The sequence below is a fragment of the Streptomyces sp. NPDC111656 genome, from assembly GCF_055656965.1.
Genome location: NZ_JBVKCA010000016.1, coordinates 223,249 through 238,194, shown reverse-complemented (window position 1 = coordinate 238,194; position 14,946 = coordinate 223,249). Strand labels below are relative to the sequence as shown.

Genomic DNA, 14,946 nt, shown 5'->3' with positions numbered 1-14,946 from the left:
CAAGCCTGTTGCCGATTCGGCAAAACCGGCCCCGTGGTCACGAGGCGCGTCGAAGATCGGCCGAACGCGTCCTAGGAGCCGTGTGCGGCGGCGCGGCGCTGCCGTTTGCCGAGGGGGGCCTGGGACAGGTCCTCGGCCTTCGACCTGAGGTTCTTGTATCCGTAGCCGCGCTCGGTCAGCCAGGCCCGCGCGGCGGTCTCGGCACGCTCGGTCGCCTCCAGGATGTCCTCCTCCGCGTCTCCCGAGTCCAGGAACCGGAACGTGAAGGCGGGCCGGGCTGCGAGGTCGTAGCTGAGGTGCCCCTCGGGGGTGAAGGCGGCACGCAGCACGTCGTGCTCGGACGCGCGGGCAAGGAGCTCGGCGCGTTGCTCCGCGCCGAGCCCGTCGAAGACGCCGCGGATGGTGACGCGGAAGGTACGTGTGCTCATCCGGCGACCCTAACCAGCGGGTTCGGTGGGGCACCACCGCGTTTTTTGCGAGACGGCCATCGGCTGAACATCACGCTGTGCGGAACGGGCTCGCCGAAAGCGTGCCTCTCGCCGGGTGTCGGTCCGGTCACCCGCCACCGCCGCTTCGGCGCGGAGGTCACGCCGCGTCGTGGAAGACCAGGCCCAGTGTGTGACGCCGCCCGGAACGGACGGTGCTCACGCCGTGCCGCATCGGTCCCGTCGACCAGCCGCGCCGGGAGGCGACGGGCCGGTCGCGGGTGGTGAAGATCAGCCCGTGCCCCTGCGGGAGAGTCGTGGACGACCCCCGCGACTGCGCCCGGGGCCGCTGCTCGGTCATGATGAATTCGCCGCCGGTGAAGTCGACTCCGGGTGCGTCGAGGCCGATGACGACCTGGAGCGGAAACACCATCGCGCCGAACACATCGCGGTGCAGCGCGTTCCAGTCGCCGGGCCCGTAACGCAGCAGGATCTGAGCGGACTTGGCCTGCCCGGCCGCGTGGCACATCGCCAACCACTCCTCCAGGTCCTCGGGCCAGGGGGCGGGCTGCCGGAGCTTGTCGGCCCATTCCCGGGCGACGGGCAGCAGCCGCGGATAGAACGACTCGCGCAACTCCCTTATCAAGTCGGGCAGTTCATGGGTGAAGTAGCGGTACTGGCCGGAGCCGAAGCGATGGCGGGCCATGTCGACGGTGGTGCGGAAGCGGTCGGTCTCGTCGTAGAGCGCCCTGATTCCGCGACATGCGTCGGGGGTCAGCAGTCGAGTGGTCAGTGCGTGTCCGTGCTCGTTCAGCTCGTCGGTCAGTGCGGTCCAGTCGTTCGCCGCGACGCGGTCGGCGACCGGACCCGCCAGGTGGGCGGTGTCGAGCGTGTTCATGATGGTGGCGATCCTCAGGTGGTGGCCGGGCGCGCGTGCTCCAGGTCGAGGAGCTGCTGCTTGCGCTCCAGACCGGCGGCGTACCCCGTGAGAGAGCCGCTGGCGCCGATCACGCGATGGCAGGGGCGTACGAGCAGCAGCGGGTTCGCGCCGATCGCCGTGCCCACCGCGCGCACGGCGGCCCTCGACGCGCCGATCCGCGCGGCGATCTCTCCGTAGCTGACGGTCATGCCGTACGGGACGGTCTCCACCGCCTTCCACACCCGCTGCTGGAAGTCGCTGCCCGCGCCGCTCACGTATTCGATGTCGAAGTCGGTCAGCACCCCGTCGAAGTACGAGCGCAGCTGCGAGACGATCTCGGCGAACGCCTTCTCGTCCCTGGTCCAGCCGTCCTGGACGACGGCGCCGGACTTCTGGCCGGGCATGGACAGCGAGACCAGCGCCGTGCCGCCCTTCGCGGTGACCGACTCCTCGCCCACCAGCAGCAGCTCGCCCAGAGGGCTGTCGAACATTGTGTACACCGGCATCGGTCCTGTCCTTTCGAAGTGTGTCTCCGCTGCCCACTCTGCGCCATGGCCGCCGTCCTGGCTGGCGGAAATCGGACGCGGCGCACGGGACCGAGAGCGCACGGGACCGAAGGCGCACGGAAACGAAGAGGACCCGTGGACCGTTCACGCACGGTCCACGGGTCCTGTCGCTCAGCTCGTCCCCGGGGCGGGGATCAGTGCCGTACGAGTCGTACGGACAGCCCGTCCACCGAGTACACGGGCACGGCCCGGTATCCGTCCGCCTCGACCGTGATACGGGCGAACTGGCCTCGCAGCGACGACGTCCGGAGCACCGGGACGGTGGTGCCGGGGACCGGCGGCCGGTCGGCGTCCAGTCGCAGCGTGAGCGCGCTGTCCCGGCTCAGTACCACCCGTCGCTCCACCGTCAGCGCGGGCACGCGGCCCGCACGGAGCGTCGCCTCCAGGCTCGCGCCGGACGCCTGCGTGTAGCTGCCGCGCACGCGTACGGACGACGCCGCACTCACCCGCAGGGTCCCGCCGTCCACCCGCACGTCGCCGCACCCCAGCGCACCCGACGAACCGGCCGTCAGCACGCCCGCCGCCAGCACGGTGCCGCCCGTGTGGGCATTGTGGCCCGTCAGGGTCAGCGCACCGGTACCGCGCTTGACCAGCCGGCCGCACCCGGAGATGTCGTTGCGCCAGGTGTCGGCCGCGCTGAAGCCCCCGTCGGCGGCGTTCATGGTGACGTTCACGTCGGACTCGAAGGCCCCGTACCCGTCCGCGGCGGCGAACAGGTTGAGCCGGCCCCACTGCTCGAAGCCGTCGAGCAGCACGTACCCGGAAGGCAGGGCGGTCGTGCGGAGCACCTCGCGGCGCTGGGCGGCGTCGAGATAGGGCAGCCGCGTCTCCAGCAGGACCTCGGCGCCCTTGGGCACGGGCATGCCCTCGGAGCGGCCGTGCCGGGTGAGGACGTACGTCAGCCGGGGCGTGAGCGCGCGGACGTTGGCGGCCCGGTCGGCGTACGAGTCGGTGGCGACGCCCGCCGAGTGCGCGTAGGCGTACAGGGTGTCCGCCGTCGAACCGGTCTGCTGCTGGAAGTACGCGGCGGCCTGGGCGCGCGCCGCGGCCTTGAGGGCGGCGTTGGCCGGGTCGGCCAGCGTCGCGGCGGCCAGGGCCGTGGCCATGATCCGGCCGCCGATGACGTCGACGGTGGAGTGCATGCCCGCCATGATCCGGGTGTGGCTGAGCTCGTAGGCGCGCGCCACCAACTCCTGGAAGCGCTCGGGCATCGCGTACGCGTACGCCAGCCCCGCCAGGTGGAAGGCGTTGGTGTGGCCGCTGGGGAAGCCGCCGTCGTCGACCGCGGTCGTGCCGCGCTGCCACAGCAGCTGCGGGGCGACGATCACGTCGGAGTCGTAGACCGGGAAGCCGAGCGCGTCGACCTTCCCGGTGTCGACGACCTCGCTGTTCTCGTTCATACGCCACGGACGCGGGTACTGGAAGGCGTACTTGCCGGGGTTGCCGGAGGCGTACGGGCCGCGCACCGTGTCCACCAGCTCGGCGACCTTGCCGAGCGCCGAGTCGTGCGAACCGGCGCCCTGTGCGGAGCCCGCCGGAGCGTCGGCCGGCACGGCGTCGTTGATCTTGCCGGAAGGAGTGCCGTCAGGAGCGCTGGTGATGGAGGTGACCGCCTTGGCGCCGGTCTTGTACAGGTCGGCCAGCGGACCCAGGCCGGCGATCATCGCGTAACTCTGGTGCTGCCGGTCGTAGATGAACGCCTCCTTCGCCTGTGCGTCGGTGCGGGCGTGTGTGATGCGGGCGCAGTAACGCATGTTGGCGCGCAGCACCTCGGGCATGAGCGGCGTGCCCGTGTTCCAGGCACCGCCGGTCTTCCACACCTTGCTCATGCCGCCGAGGATGCGGACCACCGCGTTGGTCTCGGGCGTCAGATTGGCGAGGATGTTGGTGGTGTAGTCGTCCACGAAGGCGGCGGGGCTCGTCGCGGCCTTCGCGTCCGCGGCGGCGAGCCAGGTGACGACGGTCGGAGCGGCCAGCAGTCCCGCCGAGGCGCCGAGCGAGTTGCGCAGGAACACCCGTCGGTTCAGGGCGCGTTCACGGACGGGGACCGAGGGGACGGACTGCTGCCCGGCTGGTGACGGCATGGATGTGCCTCTCCTGAGTGGAATGGGGTCCTCCGACAGCCGGGTGAAGTCGTGAAGCGACTGTGCCCCTGTGGTGAGGACGAGTCATACGAGCGAAGATCTACGGCTGATTCATGTCACGCTTGCGAAGCGCGAGGGGCGGCGAAGTGTCGTACGGACGAATGCGCTGACCCTGTGCGCCCGCTGTGCGGGCGAACGCGCCCCCGGCGCAAGCTACTTGTCCGGCGCCCACACCGCGGCGACGCGCGCTGCCCCGCGGGGCGCCGGTCGCCTCGCGAGCGTCGCGCCACCCCGTCCCCTCATATGAGGGCACGTGCCAATGCCACGGCCCCCTCGACCGGCGCCGCCCGCAGCGGCCTGGGCCGTGCCCCGGGGAGGGACTCGGCGAGGGACGTCGTGAAGGAGGTGTACAGGGCGGGTTGGGAGAGCACGGTGCTGCCGGCGACCACCACGTCGTCGACGGCGACCCCGCGCTCGGCGAGCCGCGCGACGAGCGCGGCGAGGGACCGGCCGCCGTCCGCGATCACCGACCGCGCGATCCGGGAACCCCGCTCCGCGGCCGCGAACACGACGGGCGCGTGCCGGCCCCACTCGGCCGACACGTCCGTGGCGCTCTCCAGCGCGGCGCCCAGGGCGGGCACCTCACTCACCCCGAACGCGGCGATGAGCCCCTGGGCGAGTTCGTCCGGGGCTTCACCACGGTCGTGCGCCGCCCACACGGCGCGCGCCGCTTCCCGTACGAGACCGGCGGAGCCGCCCTCGTCACCGAGCGCCGCGCCCCAGCCGCCGACCTGAACGGCGCTCCCGTCGGTCAGTCGCCCCACCGCCACCGAACCGGTGCCGGCCACGAGACCGACCCCCTTGTCCAGCCCCGCGGCGGGAACGAGGAGTTCGGCGTCGCCCACCACCAGGATGGGCATGTCGAGGACCTCTCGCAGCGCGGCGGCGATGCCTGCGCACTGACGGGGGGTCTCACAGGCGTGCCCGCCGACGGCCAGTGCGGCCGGGCGGGTGTCGACGGGCAGGGCCTCGTGGATCAGTGCCGTCAGCCAGCGGGCGGCGGCGGCCGGTTCGTGCGGCCGCCAGCCGCTGCTCGACCGGACGTGATCGGCGACCGGGTCCGCGCCGACGAGCGCGCGGAGATGGGTCTTGGTGCCACCCACGTCGATACCGACCACGAGCGGGGATGAAGGAGTGTCCTGCACGGATCCTCTTTCGTCGTCTGGGCGAAGAGCGCCGAAGAACATGGCACTGTGCTGAGACGGCGGGCGAACCGTGTCTGGTCGAAGAGGAGTTGAGCGAGTCGGGAAGCCCCGGGACGGGCTTCTTACGGAGCGCGGCAGGCGAGTACCGGATTTCGTTAGGAAGTTAACTAACGAAGTACAGTGCGTCAAGAGTTGTCGCGCAGTCGATCAACGGGACGCCGCCGGAGGGCGGGACCGCGCGGCACGAGGGCATCGCATCGCCGCATTCCGTCACCCGGGGAGCGCGGCCCCTGACCCATGGGGGAACTGTGGAACACGTCGTGACTGAAGTCCCTCGCCTCACCGAGAGCGCCAGCGCGGTGTTCGCCGTCCTGGCCCAGGCCGGCAGCGCCACCCGGCCGCAGCTGGCGAGCCTCGCGGGGCTGTCCAAGCCGACGGTCTCCGCCGCCGTCGCGGAACTGGAGAGCGCCCGGCTGGCCACCCACTCCGGCACCGCGTCCAGCGGCACCGGCCGCTCCGCGGCCGTATACGGCCTGGGGCCCGCCTCCGGCTCGGTCCTCGCCGTCGACTTGGGCCCGGCCCGCACCCGGGTGCGCGGCTGCGCCCTGGACGGCACCCTGCTCGCCGAGGCGGCCACCCCGCGGGCCCGGGCCGCCGAGGCCGTCCGAGAGGCGCTGGCCGCGCTGCCCCCCGGCGCCCCGCTGCGGGCCATCGTGGTCGCCGTCGGTGACGTCACCGAGCCCGACCGTGCCGGCACCGGCATGCGCCCGGCGACCGCCAAGGCCGGGCCCGTCTTCGACGCCGTGTCCGTCGCGCTGCCGCAGGGCGTGCCCGTCCACCTGGAGAACAACGTCAACTGCGCGGCCCTCGCCGAACTGCAGGAGGGCGCCGCGCGGGGCCGTCGTACCTTCGTCTATCTGCGGATCGGCGTCGGTATCGGTCTCGGCATCGTCATCGCCGGCCAGGTGCTGCGCGGCGCCAACGGCGCGGCCGGTGAGCTGGCCCGGCTGCCGTATCCCTGGGACGACGACCGGGAGCCGCGTCAGGAGGCTCTGGAGGCTTATGTCGGCTCGCACGCCCTGCTGCGCCGGGCCGCCCGGGCCTGGCGGGCCGGTGACGGCCCGCGCCCCCGTACCGCCGAGCGGCTTTTCGCGCTGGCCGCCGCGGGCCGGGAACCCGCCCGTGGGCTCGTTGCCCGGCACGCCGCCGACGTGGGCCGGCTGGCCGCCGCCGTGACCGCCGTACTGGACCCTGGGCTGATCGTGCTGGGCGGCAGCACGGGCGCCGATCCGCAGCTCCTGCCGGGGGTGCGGGCCGAACTGGGCCGGCTCAGCTGGCCCACCGAGGTGGTCAGCAGCCAGATCGGGGATCTCGGTACCGTCGTGGGTGCCGCCCGGCTCGCCGTGGCCAAGGGAGTCCAAAACGTGACCGAAGGCGCGCAGGCGAAGGATTGACGGCTTCCTTATCGGTCTGCCAATGTCCGGACAAGCGCTTTCTAAGTCGGCCGGGACGTCGACTTGGGGTGAGCGTCCCGGCCGTACCCAGACGTACGGCAGCCCGGCGAGGGCGTGCTCGCGGGCGGCGGCCTTCGAGGCTGGGGACCCCACCCGTCAAGGCGACACGGCCGGGCGAGGCCGTGCCCCCGGAAAGCGAAATCTCCCTCAAAACGCACCCGTGCCGCCTCGGCTGGCGCCGTGCTTCTTCCGCTACGACGAAAAGGGATTGAAGATGACCAGTGTGGGTGTGCGGCACTCTCGCCGACTCGGCCGCGGCGGCATGCGCCGCCTGGTTCCTCTCGCTGCCGTGGCCACGGCAGGAGCCCTGCTGCTCTCCGCGTGCGGGTCGGGATCCGGCTCGGGCGGGACCTCCAAGTCGCTGACGTTCTGGATCTCCACGGTTCCGGGGCAGGACGCGGGCTGGAAGAAGATGGTGGCGCAGTACAAGAAGGAAACCGGCGTCAACGTCAAGCTCGTCAACATCCCCTACGACGGCTACCCGACGAAGCTGCACAACGCCGCGCAGGCGAACTCCCTGCCCGACGTGGCGGCCGTGCCGGCGTTGGACCCGATCTGGTCGAGCAAGCTGATCGACCTCAGCTCCATCGCCAACAACAAGGCCAACAAGATCAACGCCAACTTCCTCGCCAAGGACTCGTCCGGGAAGGTGCTGTCCATCCCCTCGGACGTCACCGCGTCGGGCCTGTACATCAACAAGTCGCTCTTCGAGAAGGCCGGCGTCTCCTTCCCGACCTCGCCCGACAAGACCTGGACCTGGACCGACTTCATCAAGGCGGCGGACGAGGTCCGGGAGAAGGCCGGCGCCAAGTACTCCCTGACGTTCGACCAGTCGCCGTCCCGACTCCGCGCCATGGTGTACGAGATGGGCGGGCAGTACGTCCACGCGGACTCCTCCGGCAAGTTCTCGGTGGACGCGGCGACCAAGAAGGCCGTGAACTACTTCGTCGGACTGAACGACGACAAGACCATGCCGAAGTCGGTGTGGACCAGCGGCGCCGACCCGTCGGCCATGTTCCAGAGCGGTGACGTGGTCGCCTACTGGTCCGGCGTGTGGCAGGTTCCCGCCTTCGCGGAGAGCATCAAGAAGTTCGAGTGGGCGAGCGTCCCGACTCCCGCCCAGCCGGTGCAGGCCAGCGACGTCAACAGCGGCGGCATGACGGTGGGCTTCAACAACAACGCCGACGCGGCCACCGCCGCGACGAAGTTCCTGTCCTGGCTGTACGAGCCGGCTCACTACCAGGCGCTGTGTGAGGCGTCCGGGTTCCTGCCCGTCGAGAGCGGTCTGAACCCGACGTACCCCTTCAAGTCCGAAGCGGCGCAGGCGGCGTTCAAGCTGTACAACGAGTCGATCCCGCTCTACGCCCCGATCTCGGGCTACTTCAACGGCGCGCAGACGAACTGGGTGCTGAAGGGCAAGAGCCTCACCGAGGACCCGACCAAGACGGAGCTCGGCAAGGCGATCAACGGTCAGCAGTCGGCCGACAAGGCCCTGGAGAACATCGTGGCCGGCTACAACCAGCAGGTCGGCGGCGGATCGTAGGCCGACGGGCCGGGCGGCGGGCTCGAGACACCGCCGCCCGGCCCCGGGCGCCCGCGTGAAGCCGGGGCTCATGGTCCGAGCCCACAGCAAACCCTTCCACCAGCACGGAGTCAGGAAGATGACAAAACGCGCCTCGGACGTGTCCGCGAGCCCGCCCAGGAGACGCAGTAAGTACACCCTTGCGCCGCTCGTCCTCATCGCGGCCAATGTGGTGCTCTTCTCGCTGTTCTTCGTCTGGCCGGCGGTGATCGGGCTCGTCTACTCGTTCACGAACTACACGGGCGTGGGGGCGTTCCAGTTCATCGGACTGGACAACTACGACAACCTGTTCGGGGACTCCACGTTCTACGACGCGCTGAGCCGGACGCTGCTGTACACCGTGCTGTTCGTACCGCTGAACTTCGCGGTCTCGCTGCTCGCCGCCAACCTGGTGGTGAGCAAGAACGCCAAGGGCGGGTCGGTCGCGCGCGTCATCTTCTTCATCCCATGGCTTCTGTCGCCCATCGTCGTGGGCGTCCTGTGGCGGTGGATGTTCGGCGAGAACTTCGGACTGGTCAACTACGTCATCGAGAAGTTCGGCGGCAGCGCCGTTCCGTGGCAGTCGAACGCGGAACTGTCGCTGATCGTCGTGGTGATGGCGGCGTCCTGGGCCTGGACGGGCTTCTCGATGCTGCTGTTCATCGCGGCCATCAAGAACGTACCGGTGTCGTACTACGAGGCGGCCTCGCTCGACGGCGCAGGCCCATGGCGCCAGTTCTTCAGCATCACGCTGCCGAGCATCGCGCCCACCTCGTTCATCGTCATCCTGCTCAACACGATCAACGCGATGAAGGAATACCCGGTGTTCGTCGCCCTCAACAACGGCGGACCCGGCACCTCGAACAACCTGCTCGTCCAGTACATCTACGAGACCGGCTTCAAACGGGGCCAGATCGGCTACGCGAGCGCCGCGTCGTTCGTGCTCATGCTCATCCTGATGGCCGTCGCGATCATCCAGCTGATCGTCAACCGGCGGGTGGAGAACCGATGACAACCACAGATTTGCCACGTCCGGTCGACGCCGATCCCAAACGAGCCGTCGCCAAGAAGCGGCCCCGCGGGGCGGGCAGTGGCGGGCTCCGGCGGGCGGTGGCCCCGACGACACTGCTGTGGATCATGGCGTGCCTGTACGGGTTTCCAGTGCTGTGGTTCATCCTCAGCTCCCTCAAGCCGTCCAGCGACCTGTTCTCCTATCCGCTGACACTGGTTCCGCACAACCCCACCCTGTCGGGTTTCAAAGCAGCGTGGGAAAGCGCCAACTTCTCCCAGTACTTCATCAACACGGCCATCGTGTGCGTGATCACGACGATCCTCACGGTGGGAGTCAGCTGCTGCACCGGGTACGCGCTGGCCAAGTACGACAACAAATGGCTCAAGGTCTTCTTCATCTGCATCCTGGCCACCACGATGCTGCCGTCCGAGGTCATGCTCGCCCCGGAGTTCCTGGTGGTCCGCAACCTCGGCCTCTACAACTCGTTCGCCGGCATCATCCTCCCGGCCGTGCTCACCGCGACCGGATGCTTCATGTTCCGCCAGTTCTTCCTGACGGTTCCCGACGAACTCGTGGAAGCCGCACGCATCGACGGCGCCCGCGAACTGTCGATCTTCCTGCGGATCATGGTGCCGCTCTCCCGGCCCATCATGCTGACCCTCGCCATCCTGTCCTTCCAGTGGCGGTGGAACGACTACATCTGGCCGCTGCTGATGCTGAACGACCCCAACAAGTTCACCGTGCAGATCGGCATCCAGAGCATCGTCGGCGCGCAGAACATCAACTGGTCGGTCCTGCTCGGCGCATCGGTCATCTCCATGATCCCTCTGATCGCCATCTTCCTGGTCTTCCAGCGCTACGTCATGGGCGCCGACATCAATGCCGGCCTGAAGGACTGACCGTGCCCACCCCGCTCGACCACGAGTTCGTCCGCGCGGTGGCCGGCGCAGCCGACCGGCTGGCCGCCCCGCCGGCGGCCGGCCCCGACGAGGAACCCGCCGGTGTGACCCACCGCGCTCTGGCACGCCGGGTGAAGACCCTGGTCGCGGCGTACCGTTCCACGGACTCGGCACTGCACGGCAGCAGGCAGGTCGTCGCCGCCATGATGGCCCACCTCGGCGCCCTCCGAGCCGCGCAGACCACCACCGGCCTCTTCGCCGGCGGCGACAACGTGCAGTCACCGCCGGACTCCGCGTTCACCGTCAACGACGTGTGCGACGCGCACGTCCTCGCCGCGGGCGCGGGGCCGGAACTGCGCGACGTCACGGCCGCGCTCGCCGAGATCGCCGGGGCCGCCTCCGGCAGTCTCCTGACCGGTGGGGTGCACACCCCGAACCACCGCTGGGAGCTGTGCGCGGCGCTGGCCCGGCTGCACCGGTCGTTCCCGGACAGCCGGCTGCTCGACCGTGTCGACGCGTGGCTCGCCGAGGGCGTCGACATCGATGCGGAGGGCCTGTACTCGGAGCGGAGCGCCAACTACGCGGCCCACGTGTCCAACCCGTCGCTGCTGCTCCTGGCCGACGTCCTCGGCCGCACCGACCTGTGGGACGCCGTCGAACGCAACCTCACCGCGACCCTGGACCTCATCAGACCGGACGGCACGGTGGAGACCGTCCACTCGCGGCGGCAGGACCAGAACCACCCGTTCCCGCTGGCGCCCTACCTGCCGCACTACCGGCTGCTCGCGATCCGCACCGGCCGGGGCGACTTCAGCCGGGCGGCGCGGCTGGCGGCAGCCGGCGGCATCGACGACCCCGACCTGCTCGCCGCGACCCTCCTCACCCCCGACCTGTGCCGTGTGCTGCCGAAACCGGCGCCGGAAGCCCTTCCCCGCGACCGGTACATCACCACGGCCCGCCTCGCCTCACGTGCCTCCGCCACCGCGCACAGCGTCCTGTACGGCGGCTCGGACGTGCCCGAGCACCGGCGCATCCGCTCGGGCCTCGCCTGCAATCCCACTTTCCTGCGCCTGTTCGCCGGTGACGCCGTCCTCGACGCGGTCCGCCTCTCACGGGGCTTCTTCGACCTGGGCCCGTTCCGCGCCGCAGACATGCAACAGCTCGCCGACAACCGGTACCGGCTCACCGAAACCCTCACGGCCGCCTACTACCAGCCGCTCCCGCCGGACCTGCTGCGGGACGACGGCGCCTACCGGATGGCGGACGAGGGACGCTTCTCCGCCGCGATGGCCTTCCCGGACCGGCCTCGGGACGAGGTCTCCCACACGACCCGCGTCGAAGCGGAGCTGCGGGAGGACGGTGCCGACCTGCGGATCGACATCAGCGGACCAAGGGTGCCCTGGGCCCTCGAACTGACCTTCCGGCCGGGCGGCGTGCCCGAGGGCGCCGTAGCGATCGGCGACGGACGCTGGTGCCTGACGACCGGGTCGATGACCTACCGGGTCGGCGACGACGAGATCCGGGTCGAGGCCGGCGTCGAGGCAGGCGAGCCGCTCGCGGGGCCGGACCGGAGCGACGTACTACGGTACGACCCGGGGCAGGACCAGACCGTGGTCGGCGGCACCGACGCGACGACCGGGAACCGCGTCTACATCGGTGGGTACGGCCCTCACACGCTGACCGTCGCACTGCGCGCCCGCCGTCCCTCGCCTGTCGTCTGACTCCGACGAACCACGCCATGGCCACCTCCGGCATGAAGGGCCGATCCACCCATGCACCTGCCACGCCAGCTCGGCCCGCTGCACGACCTGCCGTCCACCCCCGACGCGTACGACGCGGTCCTCGCCGACGTTGTGGAGCAGGCCCTGGCCCGCATCACGCCCGAGGGCAATCTCGAACACCCCGACTGTGTGGACGACGTCGGCGACACCTCCCTCGGCGTCACCTCCCTGCTGGCGCTCGCCTGGCGGCGCACGAAGGACCCGCGCCTGCCGGAGGCCGTCAGCCGCGGTCTGCGCTTCCATCTGCGGGAGCGGGTCTTCACCGAGGACAACCCCGGCTACCCGAACCTGAGGAGGCGCGGCTCCGGACTGCCGTACGCCCGTTACGTACTGGAGGACGGCGCCCACCCCATCGGTGACTGGCCGAGCACGGTGTGGGCATTGCTCCAAGCGCTCAACATCCTGGGCACGGCCGCCCCGGTCGTCCCCGACGAGGACCGCCGTGAACTGGTCGAGTTGGCGCACGGTTACTGGCTGTGGCTGACCGACGCGACCTTCTTCAACCCGCAGGAGGCCGGCAACCAGGCCATCGGCTGTGTCGTCGGTGGGCTGATGCTCGCAGGCCATCTCCCCACGGAGGAAGGGGAGTCGGTCCGTGCGCGGGCGATGCGTCTGTACGCCGACGAGATCCGCGCCCGCCGCGTCCGCGACCGGGGTGCCCTGCTGCCCCCGGAGCACGGGGGCGCGTACGACAACAACTACGGGCCGATCTCCCTCTCCTTCCTCGCCCAGGCCCACAGGGTCAGCGGGGAGCCGGTCTTCGCCGAGGACGGGGACGCGCTCGCCCGGTATCTCGACGCTCGTCTGACGGTGGGCGGCTTCGACATCGGCGGGCCGCGCTACAGCGAACAGCACTCCGGCTTCGAGGCCGTGCTCGGCCTGCGCCACTTCGGCCGTCGGATCGGCGCCGACCTCGGCCGCTACCGGGGCGACACCCGCTGGGGCCGGCACGCGGTCGGGCCGGACGGCGCGCTCGACGGCCACTTCGCGTTCATGCTGGTCTGGCAGATCCAGGACGCCACGCACTGGCACCGGACGCCGTCGAGGAACCCCGCACGGCATCAACTGCGCGCGGGCACGGTCTCGGTGGCCTTCGACCAGCGGATGACCCCTTCGCTGGTCGAGGCGGCGGGCACGTACTACCTGCCCGCCGCGGTCAACCGACAGCACGGCTTCGGCCCGGTCGTCGACGGCTTCGTGTTCAGCCGCCCCATGGGCGAGGTACGGGTGCGCGACGTCGAGAGCGACGGCCTGAGCGCCAAGCTCGTCACCAAGCCGGTCGTCGGTCGCGACCACGTGCTGCGCCACGTCCGGTCGCTGTACGTCACCGACGGCGTGAGCCTGTGGACCACGGTCGCCGTCGAACGCCTCGACGGGACGCCGTATCTGCTCGCCGGACTGCCGTACGCCACCGACGACGGGGATCGGGTGCGCAGGACCGCCGAGGCCGCCGTGACCTCCGCCGGCCCGCTCACGCTGACACATCCACGCGCGGACGGCGTCGACCGCTTCGACGCCCGCTCCGAGACGACCCAGGAGCTGGCGGCGTTCGCCCTGGCCGCCGACCCGCGCGGCTACGGCAACCCGGACGAGGGCTGGCGCCACCTCGTCGCCTCCACGGCACTCGAAGCCGGACCGGCTCCCGGCGCCCCGCAGGACCTGCACGTCTTCGCCGTGCGCTACGGCTCCCCGGGCCCCCTCGTCCCCACCTTCGCGGACACACCGGCGGGCCTGACGATCCGCACCGAGGCGTTCACCGCACTGATCGGGAATCCCGTGGGTGATGACCGAGGGGAACCCGCGCTGGAACTGCGGCGGCGGTGACCTCCGCGCCGACGACCAGGTCGGCACGGTCCCGTGTCGCGGCGACCAGGTCGGCGTTGCGCTGGTCCGTGCCGAGCACCCAGGCCACCGCCGTGTCGTGGTCCTTGCCGAACTCCTCGTGGCGCTCGACGAGACGACGTACGCGCTCTTCCTCGTCGAGCTCGCAGAACCACACCTCGTCCAGCCGTGACCGTACGCGCGCCCACGCCCCGTCCCCCAGCAGGAGGTAGTTGCCCTCGGTGATGATCAGGCGGGCGCTGCGCAGGACCGGGACGGCGCCCGCGATCGGCTGCTCCGAGGTCCGCTCGAAGCCGGGCGCGTAGACGATGTCGTCCTCTTCCTCGTCATGCAGCCTGCCCAACAGCGCCGCGTACCCCGCCGCGTCGAAGGTGTCCGGAGCGCCCTTGCGGTCTCGGCGGCCCAGCCTGTCCAGCTCGACGTCCGCGAGATGGAACCCGTCCATCGGCACGTGCGCGACCCGGCCGGGCGCGTCGCCGTTCAGCTCCCGGACCAGGCGCTCGGCCAGCGTCGTCTTGCCCGCGCCAGGGCTTCCCGCGATCCCGAGAATCGCACGCCGACCGGGGCGCACCAGCGCCGCGGCCCGCTCCACGAGATCGTCGAAGGTCATGAGCCGGGCCTGCGCACGACGGCCGCCCTGCCCACCAGGTCGATCAACTGCTCGAATCCGGTCGCGGATATCTGGCCCTGGCGCACGCCGTTCCGCCACGGCAGAAGGCCGGCCCGTCCGGCGCGCAGCAACAGCTGGTCCGCGAAGGCCGCTGGAGTCAGCAGGATGACCAGTCCCGGCAGGGTCATGAAGACGGCGAATCCCATGCCACCAGTATCAGGCTGCGAGAGTCGGATTCGGCCAGGCTCCGGCGACCTCGGGTCTGGGACCGGTCATTCCGCCTATGCTCATCAAGCTGTTGAATATTGGTCAATAACGGGCGTCGCAGCCGCCGTCCACGGGGAGAACGTCATGCCGCAGCAACGCCCTACGCTCGCCCCCCACAGCTACCGGGCGTATTTCGACCACCTGCTCGCCTGCCGGAAGTGCAGCGAACCCCCGCGGCGATGCGGCGACGGCAGCGCCCTGTACCGGACCTACCGGGCGGACCTGAAGAAGTCATGAACCAGGCCCAGGGTCTGTCCGCGG

The 14,946-nt window shown here is 70.6% G+C and carries 13 protein-coding genes and 1 pseudogene; 7 read left to right on the top strand and 7 right to left on the bottom strand.

Features of this window, described 5'->3' with window-relative positions; translation table 11 throughout:
• Positions 1 to 71: 71 nt before the first annotated feature.
• The 5 genes from ACZ7M3_RS37600 to ACZ7M3_RS37580 all read right to left on the bottom strand — a co-directional run bounded on the left by ACZ7M3_RS37600 (position 72) and on the right by ACZ7M3_RS37580 (position 5,199).
• Complete coding sequence (locus ACZ7M3_RS37600; RefSeq protein ID WP_472069478.1) at positions 72 to 428, bottom strand: DUF6204 family protein; 357 nt, start codon at positions 426 to 428, stop codon at positions 72 to 74.
• Positions 429 to 585: 157 nt separating this feature from the next.
• The gene (locus tag ACZ7M3_RS37595; protein ID WP_472069476.1) at positions 586 to 1,323 is read right to left on the bottom strand and encodes a 2OG-Fe(II) oxygenase; all 738 of its coding nucleotides are present in this window, start codon (positions 1,321 to 1,323) and stop codon (positions 586 to 588) included.
• 14 nt (positions 1,324 to 1,337) lie between these two features.
• Positions 1,338 to 1,850, bottom strand: coding sequence for a methylated-DNA--[protein]-cysteine S-methyltransferase (locus tag ACZ7M3_RS37590; RefSeq protein ID WP_472069474.1), 513 nt, complete (start codon positions 1,848 to 1,850; stop codon positions 1,338 to 1,340).
• Positions 1,851 to 2,044: 194 nt separating this feature from the next.
• Complete coding sequence (locus ACZ7M3_RS37585; protein WP_472069472.1) at positions 2,045 to 3,994, bottom strand: phosphatase PAP2 family protein; 1,950 nt, start codon at positions 3,992 to 3,994, stop codon at positions 2,045 to 2,047.
• Between the two features lie 299 nt (positions 3,995 to 4,293).
• On the bottom strand, positions 4,294 to 5,199 hold the full coding sequence (locus ACZ7M3_RS37580) for an N-acetylglucosamine kinase (RefSeq protein WP_472069470.1): 906 nt from the start codon (positions 5,197 to 5,199) through the stop codon (positions 4,294 to 4,296).
• A 308-nt stretch (positions 5,200 to 5,507) separates the two neighbouring features.
• On the opposite strand from ACZ7M3_RS37580, the gene ACZ7M3_RS37575 reads away from it, so the two are divergent.
• The 6 genes from ACZ7M3_RS37575 (at position 5,508) to ACZ7M3_RS37550 (ending at position 13,790) form a co-directional block, all read left to right on the top strand.
• A complete protein-coding gene (locus ACZ7M3_RS37575) occupies positions 5,508 to 6,653 on the top strand; it encodes an ROK family transcriptional regulator (RefSeq protein ID WP_472069468.1) in 1,146 nt (381 codons plus the stop codon).
• A 274-nt stretch (positions 6,654 to 6,927) separates the two neighbouring features.
• Positions 6,928 to 8,256, top strand: a complete 1,329-nt coding sequence (locus tag ACZ7M3_RS37570; protein ID WP_472069466.1) for an extracellular solute-binding protein — start codon at positions 6,928 to 6,930, stop codon at positions 8,254 to 8,256.
• A gap of 118 nt (positions 8,257 to 8,374) precedes the next feature.
• On the top strand, positions 8,375 to 9,286 hold the full coding sequence (locus ACZ7M3_RS37565) for a carbohydrate ABC transporter permease (RefSeq protein WP_472069464.1): 912 nt from the start codon (positions 8,375 to 8,377) through the stop codon (positions 9,284 to 9,286).
• Entirely contained in the window at positions 9,283 to 10,185 is a 903-nt protein-coding gene (locus ACZ7M3_RS37560) for a carbohydrate ABC transporter permease (RefSeq protein ID WP_452979571.1), read from the top strand. Before ACZ7M3_RS37565 ends, ACZ7M3_RS37560 begins: the two co-directional genes overlap by 4 nt.
• A 2-nt stretch (positions 10,186 to 10,187) precedes the next feature.
• Entirely contained in the window at positions 10,188 to 11,906 is a 1,719-nt protein-coding gene (locus ACZ7M3_RS37555) for a hypothetical protein (protein ID WP_472069462.1), read from the top strand.
• Between the two features lie 51 nt (positions 11,907 to 11,957).
• Positions 11,958 to 13,790 (top strand): hypothetical protein, encoded by a 1,833-nt coding sequence (locus ACZ7M3_RS37550; protein ID WP_472069460.1) that lies wholly within the window; start codon positions 11,958 to 11,960, stop codon positions 13,788 to 13,790.
• Here ACZ7M3_RS37550 and ACZ7M3_RS37545 read toward each other — a convergent pair.
• A complete protein-coding gene (locus ACZ7M3_RS37545; protein WP_472069458.1) occupies positions 13,720 to 14,418 on the bottom strand; it encodes a nucleoside/nucleotide kinase family protein in 699 nt (232 codons plus the stop codon). The genes ACZ7M3_RS37550 and ACZ7M3_RS37545 overlap by 71 nt on opposite strands.
• 44 nt (positions 14,419 to 14,462) lie before the next feature.
• A pseudogene (locus tag ACZ7M3_RS37540) lies at positions 14,463 to 14,624 on the bottom strand (DUF6191 domain-containing protein); the annotation flags it as partial.
• 145 nt (positions 14,625 to 14,769) lie between these two features.
• Between ACZ7M3_RS37540 and ACZ7M3_RS37535 the strand changes: the two are divergent.
• Positions 14,770 to 14,922 (top strand): hypothetical protein, encoded by a 153-nt coding sequence (locus tag ACZ7M3_RS37535; RefSeq protein WP_472069456.1) that lies wholly within the window; start codon positions 14,770 to 14,772, stop codon positions 14,920 to 14,922.
• Positions 14,923 to 14,946: the final 24 nt, after the last annotated feature.

What these genes read in the sequence shown, in the direction of transcription:
- ACZ7M3_RS37600 (WP_472069478.1), bottom strand. Translation starts at nt 428, where the DNA reads ATGAGCACACGTACCTTCCGCGTCACCATCCGCGGCGTCTTCGACGGG.
- ACZ7M3_RS37595 (WP_472069476.1), bottom strand. Translation starts at nt 1,323, where the DNA reads ATGAACACGCTCGACACCGCCCACCTGGCGGGTCCGGTCGCCGACCGC.
- ACZ7M3_RS37590 (WP_472069474.1), bottom strand. Translation starts at nt 1,850, where the DNA reads ATGCCGGTGTACACAATGTTCGACAGCCCTCTGGGCGAGCTGCTGCTG.
- ACZ7M3_RS37585 (WP_472069472.1), bottom strand. Translation starts at nt 3,994, where the DNA reads ATGCCGTCACCAGCCGGGCAGCAGTCCGTCCCCTCGGTCCCCGTCCGT.
- ACZ7M3_RS37570 (WP_472069466.1), top strand. Translation starts at nt 6,928, where the DNA reads ATGACCAGTGTGGGTGTGCGGCACTCTCGCCGACTCGGCCGCGGCGGC.
- ACZ7M3_RS37565 (WP_472069464.1), top strand. Translation starts at nt 8,375, where the DNA reads ATGACAAAACGCGCCTCGGACGTGTCCGCGAGCCCGCCCAGGAGACGC.
- ACZ7M3_RS37560 (WP_452979571.1), top strand. Translation starts at nt 9,283, where the DNA reads ATGACAACCACAGATTTGCCACGTCCGGTCGACGCCGATCCCAAACGA.
- ACZ7M3_RS37550 (WP_472069460.1), top strand. Translation starts at nt 11,958, where the DNA reads ATGCACCTGCCACGCCAGCTCGGCCCGCTGCACGACCTGCCGTCCACC.
- ACZ7M3_RS37545 (WP_472069458.1), bottom strand. Translation starts at nt 14,418, where the DNA reads ATGACCTTCGACGATCTCGTGGAGCGGGCCGCGGCGCTGGTGCGCCCC.
- ACZ7M3_RS37535 (WP_472069456.1), top strand. Translation starts at nt 14,770, where the DNA reads ATGCCGCAGCAACGCCCTACGCTCGCCCCCCACAGCTACCGGGCGTAT.